Source organism: Micrococcus sp. KBS0714 (genome assembly GCF_002008305.4).
Taxonomy (GTDB): Bacteria; Actinomycetota; Actinomycetes; order Actinomycetales; family Micrococcaceae; genus Micrococcus; species Micrococcus luteus.
This window is the reverse complement of sequence record NZ_CP042169.1, coordinates 2,486,240-2,500,404: the sequence shown is the minus strand read 5'-3', so window position 1 is coordinate 2,500,404 and position 14,165 is coordinate 2,486,240. Positions and strand designations below refer to the sequence as shown.

Here is a 14,165-nt window from a genome sequence, read left to right as displayed (position 1 = left end):
CTGACGGGCGGGCGATGCGGCCGGGGCCGCTTTCGGGCCAGGGTAGTCGGACGGGGTGGTGGGGGCGGTACGGTCGGGGCATGACCCCCGTGACCCGTGACACCGTCGCCGAGCTGCACGCCCACCTGCGGGACCTGGCCGAGTTCGTGACCGCCTCGCCCTCCAGCTACCACGCCGCGGAGGAGGTCGCACGCCGCCTGGAGGCCGTGGGCTTCACCCGTCTGGATGAGACGGCCGACTTCCCGGCGGCCCCGGGCGGCTACGTGGTGGTGCGCGACGGCGCGGCGGTGGCCTGGATCGTGCCGATGGGTGCCCGGGCGCTGGGCCGCCACGAGGGTGCTGAGGCGCGCGCGGCCGGGCCGGACGAGGCGGGGCAGAGCGCCGGCGTCGTGCCGGTGTTCCGCGTGCTCGGCGCACACACGGACTCGCCGGGGTTCAAGCTCAAGCCGAACCCGGCCACCGTGACGGCCGACGGCTGGGTGCAGGCCGGCGTCGAGGTGTACGGCGGCCCGCTGCTGAACTCGTGGCTGGACCGTGAGCTGCGGTTCGCCGGGCGTCTCGCCCTCGACGACGGCACGCAGGTGCTCGCCGCGACCGGGCCCGTGGGGCGCATCCCGCAGCTGGCCATCCACCTGGACCGCGAGGTCAACGAGGGGCTGACGTTGAAGCGGCAGCGGCACACGAACCCCGTCGTGGGGGCGCTCGTCCCGCGCGGCGAGGGCGCCGGCGAGGCGGAGGCCGACGGTCTGGCCGCCCGCGTGCCCGGTGACGTGCTGACCGCGCTCGCGGCCGCCGCCGGTGTGGACCCGGCCGCGGTGCGCGGGCACGACGTCGTGGTGGCCGACGCCCAGGCGCCCGGACTCTTCGGGCTGGCGGGCGAGTTCTTCGCGTCGGGCCGGCTGGACAACCTGAGCTCGGTGCACGCGGGCCTCGTGGCGCTCGAGGAGCTGGCGCGCGAGCACGGTGGCGCCGAGGGGGCGATCGCGTACGAGGGGACCGTCGCGGGCGGGGTGGCCGGTGTGGCGGCCGGCGCCCCGGTGATCCCGCTGCTCGCCGCGTTCGACCACGAGGAGCTGGGGTCGGCGTCGCGGTCCGGGGCGGCCGGCCCGCTGCTCGAGGAGGTCATGGGGCGCGTGCTCGAGGCGCTCGGCGTGGCCGGGCAGGGCCGGGCGCGGGCGATCGCGGGGTCCTGGCTGCTGTCCGCGGACGCCGGCCACCTGGTGCACCCGAACTACGCCGAGCGGCACGATCCCGTGAACCACCCGCGCGTGAACCACGGCCCGCTGCTGAAGATCAACGCCAACCAGCGCTACGCCACCGACGCGGGGGGTGAGGCCGCGTTCGCCCGCTGGTGCGGCGTGGCGGGGGTGCCGTTCCAGGAGTTCGTCTCGAACAACGACGTCCCCTGCGGCTCCACCATCGGCCCGATCTCGGCGACCCGCCTGGGCATCCGGACCGTGGACGTGGGCCTGGGCCTGCTGTCCATGCACTCGGCACGCGAGATGTGCGGCGTGCGGGACGTGGAGCACCTGACCGCGGCCGTGCGGGAGTTCTTCCGCGGGGTGTGAGGCTGCGCGTGGGGGGCGTGAGCCAGAGATTTCTGCTCCTGGATGGCCGCGAGCCAGAGATTTCGGTCGTAGAAGCGGCCGGAAAACGACCGAATCATCTGGCTCGCGGACTCGACGCGCGGGAGGTGTCGGCGCGGGAGGCGCCCGCGTGCGTGGGCGCCGCGCCAGTGCCCCTCCCTCGAACTGCTAGGATGGATCAGGTTGTCTGTGTGCCGCCGAAGAGCGCGGAGCATCACACGGACGACGAGCACAGAACCTCCTGCCGCGGAGAGACCGCGGCCGCAAGCCCAGAGGAGGTGGGTTCGCATGCGTGCTTATGAGCTGATGGTGCTGATCGACCCTGAGGTCGACGAGCGCACCGTGGAGCCGACCCTGAAGAAGTACCTCGAGGTCGTCACGAACGCCGGCGGCACCGTCGACAACATCGACGTGTGGGGTCGCCGCAAGACCGCCTACGAGATCCAGAAGAAGTCCGAGGCCATCTACGTGGTCGTCAACTTCCAGTCGGAGCCGGCCGCCACCCAGGAGCTGGACCGTCTGCTGAACCTCAACGAGACGATCCTGCGCACCAAGATCATCCGTCCGGAGGAGCAGAAGATCACCGCTGAGTGATCCTCGTACCGTGTCCGGAGGGTCTGAGAGCATCGGATCAGTCCCCGACGCCCCCACCGGAACCCCGCTGAGCAGTCCCGGATCCCCGGATCCGGTCACTGACCGGCAGAACCCCCGAAGACAGGAGTGACCATGGCAGGCGAGACCGTCATCACCGTGGTCGGCAACCTCACCGCCGACCCGGAGCTGCGCTTCACCCCGAACGGCGCGGCCGTCGCGAACTTCACCGTCGCGTCCACGCCCCGCACGTTCGACCGCCAGACCAACGAGTGGAAGGACGGCGAAGCGCTGTTCCTGCGCTGCTCGGTCTGGCGCGAGGCCGCGGAGAACGTGGCGGAGTCGCTGACCAAGGGCATGCGCGTGATCGTGCAGGGCCGCCTCAGGGCGCGCTCCTACGACGACCGGGACGGCAACCGTCGCACCAGCTGGGAGCTGGACGTGGACGAGGTCGGCCCGGCGCTGCGGTTCGCCACGGCCAAGGTCACCCGCGCCCAGCGCGGCGGTGGCGGCGGCGGTGGCTTCGGCGGCGGTCAGCAGGGGGGCGGCTTCGGCGGCGCCCCGGCCGGCGGCGGCTTCGGGGGGAACAGCGACGGCGGCTTCGGCGGCGCCCAGCAGGGCGGCGGCTGGGGCGGCCAGCAGCAGGGCGGCGGCCAGGCCGCACCGCAGGACCCCTGGTCCGGCGGCGGTGGCGGCGGATGGGACACCCCGTCCTCCAACGAGCCCCCGTTCTGATCCTGCATTGACCGGGCGCGGCCCCCACGGCCGCGACGGACACGGACCACCACGGACCTCTCCGTCCGGGCGCGCGTCGCCCGGAGGGCCGCCCCCGGGCGGCCCATCCCACCCGCGACCCGGCACCGCCGGGCCGCACTGCACACGGCCCCGTGCCCCGCACGGGACGCCGCGTGATCCCATCCCGCAGAACCGTTCTGCGGGCTCCAGAGAACTCTGAAGGAGCACCACGATGGCGAAGGCTGAACTCCGCAAGCCCAAACCGAAGTCCAACCCGCTCAAGGCCGCCAAGATCACCGAGATCGACTACAAGGACGTGGCCCTGCTGCGCAAGTTCATCTCCGACCGCGGGAAGATCCGTGCCCGTCGCGTGACCGGCGTGACCGTCCAGGAGCAGCGCAAGATCGCCCAGGCCGTCAAGAACGCCCGCGAGGTGGCCCTGCTGCCCTACGCCGGCGCCGGCCGCGGCTGATCGAGCGAGCGAAGGAAGGAACACCCAGATGGCAAAGCTCATCCTGACCCAGGAAGTGGCCGGTCTCGGCACCTCCGGTGACGTGGTCGAGGTCAAGAACGGGTACGCCCGCAACTACCTGCTCCCGCGCGGTTTCGCCACCGTGTGGACCAAGGGCGGGGAGAAGCAGGTCGAGTCCCTGCAGAAGGCCCGCGCGGCCCGCGCCGTGGCGAACCTGGAGGACGCGCAGGCCCAGGCCGCGCAGCTCCAGTCCGCCACCGTGCAGCTCGAGCGCACCGCCGGTGCGGAGGGTCGCCTGTTCGGCGCCGTCCAGACCGCCGACGTCGCCGAGGCGATCGAGGCCGCCGGCCTCGGCTCCGTGGACAAGCGCTCGATCACCCTGCCGGCGCACATCAAGTCCGTGGGCAACCACGAGGCCCAGGTCCGCCTGCACGAGGACGTCATCGCGACCGTCCAGCTGCAGGTCGTGGCCGCCAAGGCCAAGAAGTGATCATCCGCTTCTGAGCCCGTCGCGCCCGCGACGCGCACCCGAGGCCCCGGTCCGCTCTTCACGAGCGGGCCGGGGCCTCGTGCCGTGGGGGAACATGGAGGCCATGCCCTCCGCCCCACCGCCCTCCGACCTCGCCGGCTCGACGGCGGCCCCGCGCCCGCCGCTGTGGACGCGCCCGTTCATCCTCGTCAGCGCCACCTACCTGTTCGTGGCGATGATCTTCTACACGCTCATGACCGCGATGGCGCTCTACGCCGTCACGTCCTTCGGCGCGTCGGACGCGGAGGCCGGCGTCGTGGTGGGGGCGTTCGTGCTGGGCGCGGTCCTCACCCGCATGACGACGACGCCCGCCACCTTCGCGTGGGGGCGGCGGCGGGTCCTGCTCGTCGCCTTGGCCTGCTACGTCCTCACGACGGCGGCGTACCTCTGGGCGGACTCCCTGGCCGCACTGACCGCGGTACGCCTGCTCAACGGCATGTGCTTCGGCGCGGCCGGCACCGTGCTGGCCACGGCCGTGCAGCGGATCGTCCCGCCCGTGCGCCGCTCCGAGGGCACCGGCTGGTTCTCCACGTCCATGACGCTCGCGGGCGCCGTCGGGCCGATGGTGGCCCTGCAGCTGAGCACCACCCTCGGCTACGACGCCCTGTTCTGGGCGTGCATCGGCTTCACGGGCATGGCCCTGCTGATCGCCCTGTTCCTGCGCGTGCCCGAGCCGCCGCTGACGGGCCGGTTCCGGCTGCACCGGGCGGACGTGTTCTCCGCGGAGGTGGCGCCGGCGGCGGGCGTGGCCCTGGCCTCCGGGTTCATGTACGGCGGCATCCTCGCGTTCATGGCCACGTTCGCGCAGCAGCAGGGCTACCCGGCGATGGTGCCGAGCCTGTTCTTCCTGCTCTTCGCCGCGGGCACCATCGTGGGCCGCGCCGTCCTGGGCGTGCTGCACGACCGGCACGGGGACAACGCCGTCGTCTACCCGATCCTCGCGGGCATGGCCGTCTCCTACGCGGTGCTGGCGCTGTGGCGGGAGCCGGCGGGCATGCTCGCGGCCGGCGCCCTGCTGGGGCTGACCTACGGGCCCGTGGTGAGCGTGTTCCAGACCATCGCGATCAAGGTGGTCCGGCCCACCGAGATCGGCGTCGCCACGGGCACGTTCTTCCTGCTCCTGGACCTCGGCACCGGCCTCGGCCCCATGGTGCTTGGCGCGGTGGCGGCCGCCGTCGGGATCCCGGTGATGTACCTGCTCTCCGGCGGGGTCGGGATGGCGCTGCTGCTCTACTACCGGCTCGTGCACGGCGGCCGGGCCATCGCCCGGCGCCCGCCCCCGGCCTGAACCGGGCGGCTCCGGCGCGCGGACGGCGCCCCGCCGCTGCTCATGCGTCCCATCCTCCGATGTGCACGAGGGCGTCGCCGCGGTGCACCAGGGGTGCCTCGGTGCGGCCGATGACCACGCCGGTCAGCTCGGCCTTCACGTGCGCGAGGCGGCGGCCGAACGAGTTGTAGAGCGCGCCGATGCGGTCCCCGGCGCTCACGCGTTCGCCGAGGGCGACGTGCAGGTGCACGAGGCCGTCCGCGCGGGCGCGCACCCACGTGGACTGCCACACCAGGTACGGGGCGTCCTGCTCGCCGTCGACGACGTCGGGGTGCACGGCGGCGGTGTCCTCGCCGGTGGCGTCGGTCGCCTCGGGCACGTCCGTGGTCCGCTCCTCGGGGACCTCACCGGGCAGCGGACCGGGGGCGTCGACGACGGCGTCCGGCCCGGGCTCGGTGAGCCCGACGTCCGCGGGGTCCACCATGTCCAGGGCCGCGAGCACGCGCAGGACCCCGTCCACGCCGGGGGCGATCGCGTACTCGTCGAACCGCCAGGCCTCGCCGGCCTCGTAGAGCAGCACGCGCGCGCCGGTCTCGCGGGCCGCGGCGCGCAGGGAGCCGTCCCGCAGGCGGGCGTGGAAGAGCACGGGGGCGCCGAACGCCTCGGCGAGCGCGCGGGTCTGGGGGTCCTCCAGGTCGCACCGGATCTGGGGCAGGTTGGAGCGGCGGTCCGCGCCGGTGTGCAGGTCGATGCCCACCGTGCAGCGGGCGATCACCTCGGTCATCATCAGGTGCGCGATGCGCGAGGCCAGCGAGCCCCGGGCGGAGCCGGGGAAGGAGCGGTTCAGGTCGCGGCGGTCCGGCAGGTAGCGGTCCCCGGCCATCACGCCGAGCACGTTGACGATGGGCACGGCCAGCAGGGTGCCGCGCAGGTGTTTGGGCTGCAGGCGCTCCAGGACGCGGCGGACGATCTCGACGCCGGCCACCTCGTCCCCGTGGATCGCGGCGGAGACCCACACGGTGGGCCCGTCCTCGCGGCCGTGGAGCACGTGCACGGGCAGGGTGACGTCCGCGCCGGTGACGAGCTGGGAGATCGGCAGGGACAGCTCGTGGCGGCGGCCGGCCGCCACCTCGACCCCGCCGAACGCGAAGGGGGCGCGAGCGGGGCGACGGCTCACGCGCGTCCCCGGTTCCGGCGGCGCACGCCGCGCGGCGGCTGCCCGCCCACGTACGAGGCGGCGGGATCCACGAGGAGGCCGCCGGCGGCCAGCGCGGTGCGCCCCACGAGCATGCGGAAGCCCATCTCGTCCCGGTGGGTCAGGGTCACCTCCGCCTCGATCGTGCGGCCGGCCAGGGTCAGCGGCATCACGATGACGACGCGCTCCTGCGCCTCGCCGTTCGAGGAGCGGACCGTGCGCAGGTCGGCCACCGGCAGCTCGGCCGTCCGCGCGTCCGCCGCCGAGGTCTGCCACGGGTGCACCTCGAACCGGACCCACGCGGCGCCGTCGCGGGTGAACCGCTCGATGCCGAAGGCGTGGAGCGCCGAGGTGCGGGCGCCGGTGTCGATCTTGGCCTTGATCCAGGGGGTGTGGGCGGCGGGCAGGCCGACCCATTCGCGCCAGCCCACCAGCCCCGGGCGAGCGGCGCCGTCGTCGGTGGGGGGCACGCCGTGGGGGGCCGGGGCCGTGTGCTTAGATTCAGACACGCCCCTCATCCTCCCAGGAAAGCGGTCATGAAGCTCGCCATCCTCTCCCGTTCCCTGCGCGCCTACTCGACGCAGCGCCTCAAGACCGCGGCGCTCGAGCGCGGCCACCAGGTGAAGGTCCTGGACACCCTGCGCTTCGGCATCGACCTCAGCTCGGACGAGCCCGATCTGATGTTCCGCGGCCGCCCCCTCTCCGGCTACGACGCCGTGCTGCCGCGCATCGGCAACTCGGTGACCTACTTCGGCACCGCCGTGGTGCGCCAGTTCGAGCAGATGGACGTCTACACGCCCAACACGGCCGCCGGGATCATGAACTCGCGGGACAAGCTGCGTGCCACCCAGATCCTCTCCCGCCACGAGATCGACATGCCCGCCACCGTGTTCGTGCGCAACCGCGGCGAGGTCTCCACGGCGATCGACATGGTGGGCGGGGCGCCCGTGGTGATCAAGCTGCTCGAGGGCACCCAGGGCATCGGCGTGATCCTGGCGCCGACCAAGAAGGTGGCCGAGGCGATCATCGAGACGCTGCACGGCACCAACCAGCAGGTGCTCATCCAGCGGTTCGTGGAGGAGTCCAAGGGCACGGACATCCGCGCGCTCGTGGTGGGGGACCGCGTGGTGGCCGCGATGCGCCGCCGGGCCCAGGGGGACGAGTTCCGCTCCAACGTGCACCGCGGCGGCACCGTGGAGCGCGTCGAGCTGTCGCCCGAGTACGCGGAGACCGCCGTGCGCGCCGCCCACATCATGGGCCTGCGCGTGGCCGGCGTGGACATGCTCGAGGGCGAGCACGGCCCGCTGGTCATGGAGGTGAACTCCTCCCCGGGGCTGCAGGGCATCGAGGCCGCCACGGACCTGGACGTGGCCGGCGCGATCATCGACTACGTGGCGGACCAGGCCGGCTTCCCGGACATCGACGTGCGCCAGCGCCTGGCCGTGTCCACCGGGTACGGCGTCGGTGAGATCACCGTGCACGCCGGCTCCGGCTGGGTGGGCCAGTCCATCGAGGACTCCGGGCTGCTCGCGAAGGACCTGCAGGTGCTCACCCTGCACCGCGGCACCTGCGTGTTCCCCAACCCCGCGGACACCAAGGTCCTCGAGGAGGGCGACCGGCTGCTCTGCTTCGGCAAGACCGAGAACATGCGCGCCCTCATCCCCGCCCGCGCCCGCCGCCCCAAGCGCGTGCGGAGGCTGCCGGCCACCCCGATCCTCGCGTCCGTCGCCGAGGAGGCCCCGGCGCCCGAGGCGCCCGCCGACGACGCCTGAGCCCGGGCGCGGGGCTCAGCGGGCCGGGGCGAACGCGCCGATGCCCGTGAGGTGCCGGCCGAGCGTGAGCTGGTGGACCTCGTCCGTGCCCTCGTAGGTGCGCACGGACTCGAGGTTGTTCGCGTGCCGCAGTGGCGAGTGCTCCAGGGTGATGCCGTTGCCGCCGAGCATCTCGCGGGCCTCCCGGGCGATGCCGATGGCCACGCGGCAGTTGTCCAGCTTGCCGGCGGAGATCATGGCGGGGGTGAGCGGGCCGGCGTCCTTGGCGCGGCCGATCTGGTGCGCCAGCAGGTAGCCCTTGCCGATGGCCACGGCCATGTCCGCGAGCTTGGCCTGCGTCAGCTGGTGGGAGGCCAGCGGCACCCCGAACTGCTGCCGCTCCATCGCGTAGTCGAGGACGGCGTCGAAGGAGTCGCGGGCGGCGCCCATCGCGCCCCAGATGATCCCGTAGCGGGCCTCGTTGAGGCACTGGAAGGGGCCCTTGAGCCCGACGGCGGAGTCGGCCGGCAGCATCGCGGAGGCGGGCAGGCGCACGCCGTCGAGGTGGATCTCGCACTGCACCGAGGCCCGCATGGACAGCTTCTGGGTGATCGTCTCGGCGCGGAATCCGGGGGTGTCCGTGGGGACCACGAAACCGCGCACCCCGCGCCCGTCGCCGGGCTCACCGGTCTGCGCCCAGATGATCGCGACGTCGGCCAGGGTGGCCAGCCCGATCCACCGCTTGACCCCGTCGAGCACCCAGTCGCCGCCGGGCTCCTGGCGGGCCGTCGTCGTCATGGAGGCGGGGTCCGAGCCGGCGCCCGGCTCGGTGAGGCCGAAGCAGCCGACCGCCTCGCCGGTGGTCATGCGCGGCAGCCACTGCGCCTTCTGCTCCTCGGAGCCGTGCTTGTGGATCGCGCCCATCGCGAGCGAGCCCTGCACGGAGACGAAGGTGCGCAGGCCGGAGTCGCCGGCCTCGAGCTCCTGGGCGGCGAGGCCGTACTCCACCGCCGAGCGGCCGGGCATGCCGTGGCCCTCGTAGGGCATGCCGAGCACGCCGAGACGGCCCAGCTCGGGGACGATCTCGCGCGGGAACACGGCGTCGTCGTACCAGCGGGCGATGTGCGGGCGGATGTGCTCGTCCACGAAGCCGCGCACCTGCAGCGCGACGGCCTTCTCCTCGGCGGAGAACAGGGAGTCCAGGCCGACGACGTCGGCGCGGCCGAGGAACGAGTCGGCCTCGGCGTGGAACGGGGTGGTCATGGTGGGGGTCCTCTCTGCGGGGTGGTCAGCGGGCGTCGAGCCAGGTGTTGACGGCCGCCGTGTCCGCGCCGAGCGCGGGGGGCGCGTGGCGCGGGTGCGCGACGGGCGGGTCCCACTGCACCGGGTGGCGGAACTGCCGGCCGGCGGGGGCGCCGGAGCGGTCCTGGACCTCGACGGTCGGCTCGAGGCCGAGGGACTCGGCCAGCTCGACGCCCTCGGCGACGGTGGACACGAGGCCGGCCGGGAGCCGTTCGGCCTGCAGCACGTCCCGCCAGTGGGCGGCCGTCTGCGCCGAGAGCGCGTCCTCCAGGGCGGTGCGCAGCTCCTCGCGGTGCTCGACGCGGTCCGTGTTCGTGGTGAAGCGCGGGTCCTCGGCGAGCTCGGGGACGCCGAGGGCCGCGGCGAAGGTGCGGAACTGCGCGTCGTTGCCGATGGCGACGGCGAGCGGCGCGTCCCGGCACGCCAGCAGCTGATAGGGGGCGATCGAGGGGTGGTCGTTGCCCATCCGCCGCGGGACGACGCCGGCGCCGAGCCAGGCCTGGCCCTGGTTGGCGAGCGCCCCCTGCAGCGAGGAGAGCAGGTTCAGCCGCAGGTGGGCGCCCTCTCCGGTGCGCTCGCGGCGCAGCAGGGCGGCGAGCACGCCGGCGGTGAGGTCCTTGGCCGTGAGCACGTCCACCAGGGCGACGCCCGCCTTCATCGGGGCGTCCGGTTCGCCGGTGATGCTCATGAGCCCGCCCGCGGCCTGGACGATGAAGTCGTAGCCGGGCAGGTCCCGGCCCTCGCGGTCGCCGAAGCCGGAGACGGCGGCGTAGACCACGGACGGGTTCTCCCGCGCGACGTCGTCGTAACCCAGGCCGAGGCGCTCCATGGTGCCGGGCTTGAGGTTGTGGACCACGACGTCGGCCCGGGCGGCCAGGGCGGCGGCCCGCCGCTGGTCCTCGGGGTCCTTCAGGTCCCAGCCGACCGACTCCTTGTTGCGGTTCACGGACTCGAAGTAGGTGGCGCCCGTCGCCGAGCGGGGCGGAGCCCAGCCGCGGGTGTCGTCGCCGCGCACGGGGTGCTCCACCTTGATGACGCGCGCCCCGAGGTCCGCCAGCGTCATGGTGGCGAGCGGGCCGGCGAGGACGCGGGAGAAGTCGGCGACGAGGACACCGTCGAGGGGGAGCGAGGCCGGGGAGGGGGCGGTGGTGGCCGGGGGCACGGCGGACTCCTCACTGTGGCGGACGACGCGATGATGCATCCCACCCAAGCACCGTGCTCGCGTTCCGTCCAATGACTCTGGGACGGGTCACTGACGTGCGTGAGTCATCGGTGCCGGGCGGTCCGGGGCGGCCGGGAGAGGTGGGCACGGGAGGGCCCGGGGCCGCGGGCAGAGGCTGTCAACTTCGCCGTCCCCAGGTCCGGGCACCTTGTCCACAGGAGTTGTCCACAGATGTGGAGGGTGTGGACGACGGTGTGGATAGGCGTGTACCAGGCGGTGTGATGAGGGCGCAAACGAGGGTGCTGTCAAGTCCCGTGGCCGGGGCGAAAGGCGAGTGGAGAATCTTCCTCCACAGCGCTGGGGATCGCATCGTTCCAGGTCAGAGCCGGATTCTGGGGGTGGCCGAGCGGTTGTCCCCAGCGTGGTCCCCAGGCGATCCACACGACACGCCGCCGAATCCACACGTTGTCCACAAGGCCTGTGGGAAACGCGGTTGCCCAGCCTCCACGGCGCGCGTAGTGTCGCGTGGTATCCCCAACGCGAGGGCGGGTATTGGCCGCAGGTGACCACTGACAGGCGCGCATCCGCTCAGACCGTCGCCCCGGGGACCGTCGCACCGTCCGCCTGCAGGAGGGTGCGGCGGCACGGGCGGTGACAACAGAGGAATCAGGGCCGGGAAGACCGGCGAGGGCCGCCGTCGTGCGGGCTGTGGGAAGGGAGTCTCCGGACGTTGACTGAGAACTACGGAGACTCGGGCTCCTACGACGGCGGCCGTTCCTCTGAACGCTTCCTGCCGCCCCAGGACCTGGAGGCGGAGCGCTCGGTGCTGGGCGGCATGATGCTCTCCAAGGACGCGATCGCGGACGTGGTGGAGCTGCTGCGCGGCCACGACTTCTACCGGCCGAGCCACGAGATGATCTACGAGGCGATCATCGACCTCTACGGCCGCGGCGAGCCCGCGGACGCCGTCACCGTGGCGGATCTGCTGAACAAGCGCCAGGAGCTCAGCCGCGTGGGCGGCCCCGCCGTGCTGCACGAGCTGATCCAGTCCGTGCCCACCGCCGCCAACGCGAGCTTCTACGCGGAGATCGTGGCGGAGAAGGCCGTCCTGCGCCGCCTCGTGACCGCCGGCACCAAGATCACCCAGCTGGGGTATCAGGGCGACGGTGAGGTCGAGGAGATCGTCAACGAGGCGCAGTCCGAGATCTACAAGGTGGCGGAGAACCGCCAGTCCGAGGACTACGTGCGCCTCGCGGAGATCATGGAGCACGCCGTCGACGAGATCGAGGCGGCCGGCAATCAGGGGGAGGGCCTGACGGGTGTCCCCACCGACTTCTACGACTTCGACGAGCTGACGCAGGGCCTGCACGGCGGGCAGATGATCGTGATCGCGGCGCGCCCCGCCGTCGGCAAGTCCACGCTCGCGCTGGACTTCGCGCGGGCCGCGGCCATCCACCACAACATGGCCACCGTGTTCTTCAGCCTCGAGATGGGCAAGAACGAGATCGCCATGAGGCTCTTGAGCGCCGAGGCGACGATCGCGCTGCAGGACCTGCGCAAGGGCACCATCCGGGACGACCAGTGGTCCAAGATCGCCGCGACCGTGGGGCGGCTGAACGAGGCGCCGTTCTTCATCGACGACTCCCCGAACATGACCATGATGGAGATCCGCGCCAAGTGCCGGCGGCTCAAGCAGAAGAACAACCTCAAGATGGTGGTGCTGGACTACCTGCAGCTCATGAGCTCGGGCAAGAAGGTCGAGTCCCGTCAGCAGGAGGTCGCCGAGTTCTCCCGTGCCCTGAAGCTGCTGGCCAAGGAGCTCGACGTGCCGGTGATCGCGTTGAGCCAGCTGAACCGTGGGTCCGAGCAGAGGACGGACAAGCGGCCGCAGGTGTCCGACCTGCGCGAGTCCGGCTCGATCGAGCAGGACGCGGACATGGTGATCCTGCTGCACCGCGAGGACGTGTACGACAAGGAGTCCCCCCGCGCCGGCGAGGCGGACCTGATCGTGGCCAAGCACCGCAACGGGCCCACGAAGACCATTGTGGTGGGGTTCCAGGGGCACTACAGTCGCTTCAGCAACCTCGCACAGGATGGCGGGGGCGGCGGGGGGTTCTAGCTCCAAGGCCGGTTTGGAGCTTGAAGTGTATTGGGGGCTGTGCTTTGAAACTGCATGACGACATTGATTCATTGTCACCCGAGGATTCTCTTGAGGGAACGCCCTACTTAATCCCAGAGGATGCGGCATCTCGTGCCGTCTTTTATGAGCGGCTAGATAACTCTAAGAGTGCTCGGAGGATTGCCGCACTAGCAATGCAACAAATTGCGCGCGATGCTCAGGAGATGCTGACGCCATTTATACAGGCAAGCGTGACTGACCTCGTTACGGAGAGTAATGAGATGGAGCATATGGAATGGCCTCTGGCTGCTACTCGCGAAATCGTTGCGAAGCACCGAGAGCTGTTGGATGGGCCTATTCATACTCTGACTCGAAGTATTGAGTCAGATCCAAAGGTCTATGAGGTTCTGGGTCTTTACAAGGCCCATGAGATAGCCCATGAATGGCGCGAGAAGAGTGATCGTGCCCCGATGGTTCATGAGATTCGACAGCTGCAGAAAGTAATTGTTGGGGACGTTTATGGGGCGGGTTCCTTTAAGGAGCACTCCAACAGAATTTCCGGCACAGATCACAAGCCGGCGGAACCCTTCGACGTGGCCCGCGTCATGTTGGAGTTGTCGGATTGGTGGCAACAAGGCAGTGGAGATCCCATTCTTACTGCAACTGTTGTCCATGCCTGGATAGCCCACATTCACCCGTTCGACGACGGGAATGGTCGAACAGCCCGAGTGTTGGCAAATTTGGAGCTGGCTCGCCACGGATACCCGCCTCTAATTATTCGCCCATCCGCCGACCGGAAAGAGTATTACGAGGCGCTTGCGGCCAGTGATCAAGGGGATATATTGCCCCTGTATGATCTATTCACGCGCAACATTCGGAATCAGGCTCGTCTCATGAGGAAGCCGAACTATGTCCGAGATATTATTGAGGACAAATTCCTTTCCGACAATACAGCTCGTTACTCGATGTGGGATGCTGTAATATCAAAATTTCGGGACCGGCTGGCGGAAGAGTGTGGTCGTGTTAATTGGACATTCGAATTGAGCGGCATGTCCAATATTCAGAACTTCTCACTTCTGGGGGACAGGGATTCAAGCGGCAACTCTTGGTTCTGCACCGTGGGTCCAAGTGACGGCAGGGATGAGTGGCTGCTTTGGTTCGGTTACCAGTCTGACGAATATAGACGATGCCTCTCGGCGCCCTCCGTGCGGCCTTTCCCATCCATATTTGTTAGCCGCAGAGATACAAGCCCCAACGCGGAGAAACCGTTCCTTCCGAGCTTTCCCCGCCCATTGGAGTCGTCAATTCCGGATGAAATATCCGTTGGTGTGGAGGTTGCGGGTATGCCAATCGAGTTTCGGTGGGATTCTGAACTCGATAATTTCACTATCACTGCCGCGGCGGAGGATTTAATCAATTTCCTGGTCGAGCATTCAACAAGGTGGTGAATGCCCGG

Annotated in this window: 13 protein-coding genes; 9 read left to right on the top strand and 4 right to left on the bottom strand. The window is 70.6% G+C overall.

Translation table 11 applies throughout. The annotated features are described in order from the left end of the window. Window positions 1–80 precede the first annotated feature (80 nt). The 6 genes from B1A86_RS11430 to B1A86_RS11405 all read left to right on the top strand — a co-directional run bounded on the left by B1A86_RS11430 (window position 81) and on the right by B1A86_RS11405 (window position 5,201). Entirely contained in the window at window positions 81–1,568 is a 1,488-nt protein-coding gene (locus B1A86_RS11430; RefSeq protein ID WP_078025347.1) for a M18 family aminopeptidase, read from the top strand. A gap of 306 nt (window positions 1,569–1,874) precedes the next feature. Beyond that, a complete protein-coding gene (rpsF, locus tag B1A86_RS11425; protein WP_002857790.1) occupies window positions 1,875–2,180 on the top strand; it encodes a 30S ribosomal protein S6 in 306 nt (101 codons plus the stop codon). Window positions 2,181–2,312: 132 nt separating this feature from the next. After that, window positions 2,313–2,912, top strand: coding sequence for a single-stranded DNA-binding protein (locus B1A86_RS11420; protein ID WP_049145057.1), 600 nt, complete (start codon window positions 2,313–2,315; stop codon window positions 2,910–2,912). 232 nt (window positions 2,913–3,144) lie between these two features. Next, window positions 3,145–3,384 carry a 30S ribosomal protein S18 gene (rpsR, locus tag B1A86_RS11415; RefSeq protein WP_002857788.1) on the top strand — a complete coding sequence of 80 codons (240 nt, stop codon included), beginning with the start codon at window positions 3,145–3,147 and terminating at the stop codon, window positions 3,382–3,384. A gap of 28 nt (window positions 3,385–3,412) precedes the next feature. Next, on the top strand, window positions 3,413–3,874 hold the full coding sequence (gene rplI, locus B1A86_RS11410) for a 50S ribosomal protein L9 (RefSeq protein WP_078025349.1): 462 nt from the start codon (window positions 3,413–3,415) through the stop codon (window positions 3,872–3,874). Window positions 3,875–3,977: 103 nt separating this feature from the next. Beyond that, on the top strand, window positions 3,978–5,201 hold the full coding sequence (locus B1A86_RS11405) for an MFS transporter (RefSeq protein WP_246836830.1): 1,224 nt from the start codon (window positions 3,978–3,980) through the stop codon (window positions 5,199–5,201). A 40-nt stretch (window positions 5,202–5,241) separates the two neighbouring features. On the opposite strand, the gene B1A86_RS11400 is transcribed toward B1A86_RS11405, so the two are convergent. After that, window positions 5,242–6,357, bottom strand: a complete 1,116-nt coding sequence (locus B1A86_RS11400) for a succinylglutamate desuccinylase/aspartoacylase family protein (RefSeq protein ID WP_078025351.1) — start codon at window positions 6,355–6,357, stop codon at window positions 5,242–5,244. After that, a complete protein-coding gene (locus B1A86_RS11395) occupies window positions 6,354–6,884 on the bottom strand; it encodes an ATP-dependent zinc protease (protein WP_078025352.1) in 531 nt (176 codons plus the stop codon). The genes B1A86_RS11400 and B1A86_RS11395 overlap by 4 nt, the downstream gene beginning before the upstream one ends. A 27-nt stretch (window positions 6,885–6,911) precedes the next feature. Here B1A86_RS11395 and rimK point away from each other — a divergent pair, with 27 nt between their 5' ends. Continuing rightward, window positions 6,912–8,147, top strand: a complete 1,236-nt coding sequence (gene rimK, locus B1A86_RS11390) for a 30S ribosomal protein S6--L-glutamate ligase (protein ID WP_060774857.1) — start codon at window positions 6,912–6,914, stop codon at window positions 8,145–8,147. A gap of 15 nt (window positions 8,148–8,162) precedes the next feature. On the opposite strand, the gene B1A86_RS11385 is transcribed toward rimK, so the two are convergent. Then, the gene (locus B1A86_RS11385; protein WP_078025353.1) at window positions 8,163–9,389 is read right to left on the bottom strand and encodes an acyl-CoA dehydrogenase family protein; all 1,227 of its coding nucleotides are present in this window, start codon (window positions 9,387–9,389) and stop codon (window positions 8,163–8,165) included. A gap of 25 nt (window positions 9,390–9,414) precedes the next feature. Beyond that, on the bottom strand, window positions 9,415–10,590 hold the full coding sequence (locus B1A86_RS11380; protein ID WP_078025354.1) for a CaiB/BaiF CoA-transferase family protein: 1,176 nt from the start codon (window positions 10,588–10,590) through the stop codon (window positions 9,415–9,417). A 730-nt stretch (window positions 10,591–11,320) separates the two neighbouring features. Here B1A86_RS11380 and dnaB point away from each other — a divergent pair. Beyond that, window positions 11,321–12,709, top strand: a complete 1,389-nt coding sequence (dnaB, locus tag B1A86_RS11375) for a replicative DNA helicase (RefSeq protein ID WP_078025355.1) — start codon at window positions 11,321–11,323, stop codon at window positions 12,707–12,709. Window positions 12,710–12,960: 251 nt separating this feature from the next. Then, the gene (locus B1A86_RS11370; RefSeq protein WP_168196740.1) at window positions 12,961–14,157 is read left to right on the top strand and encodes a Fic family protein; all 1,197 of its coding nucleotides are present in this window, start codon (window positions 12,961–12,963) and stop codon (window positions 14,155–14,157) included. Window positions 14,158–14,165: the final 8 nt, after the last annotated feature.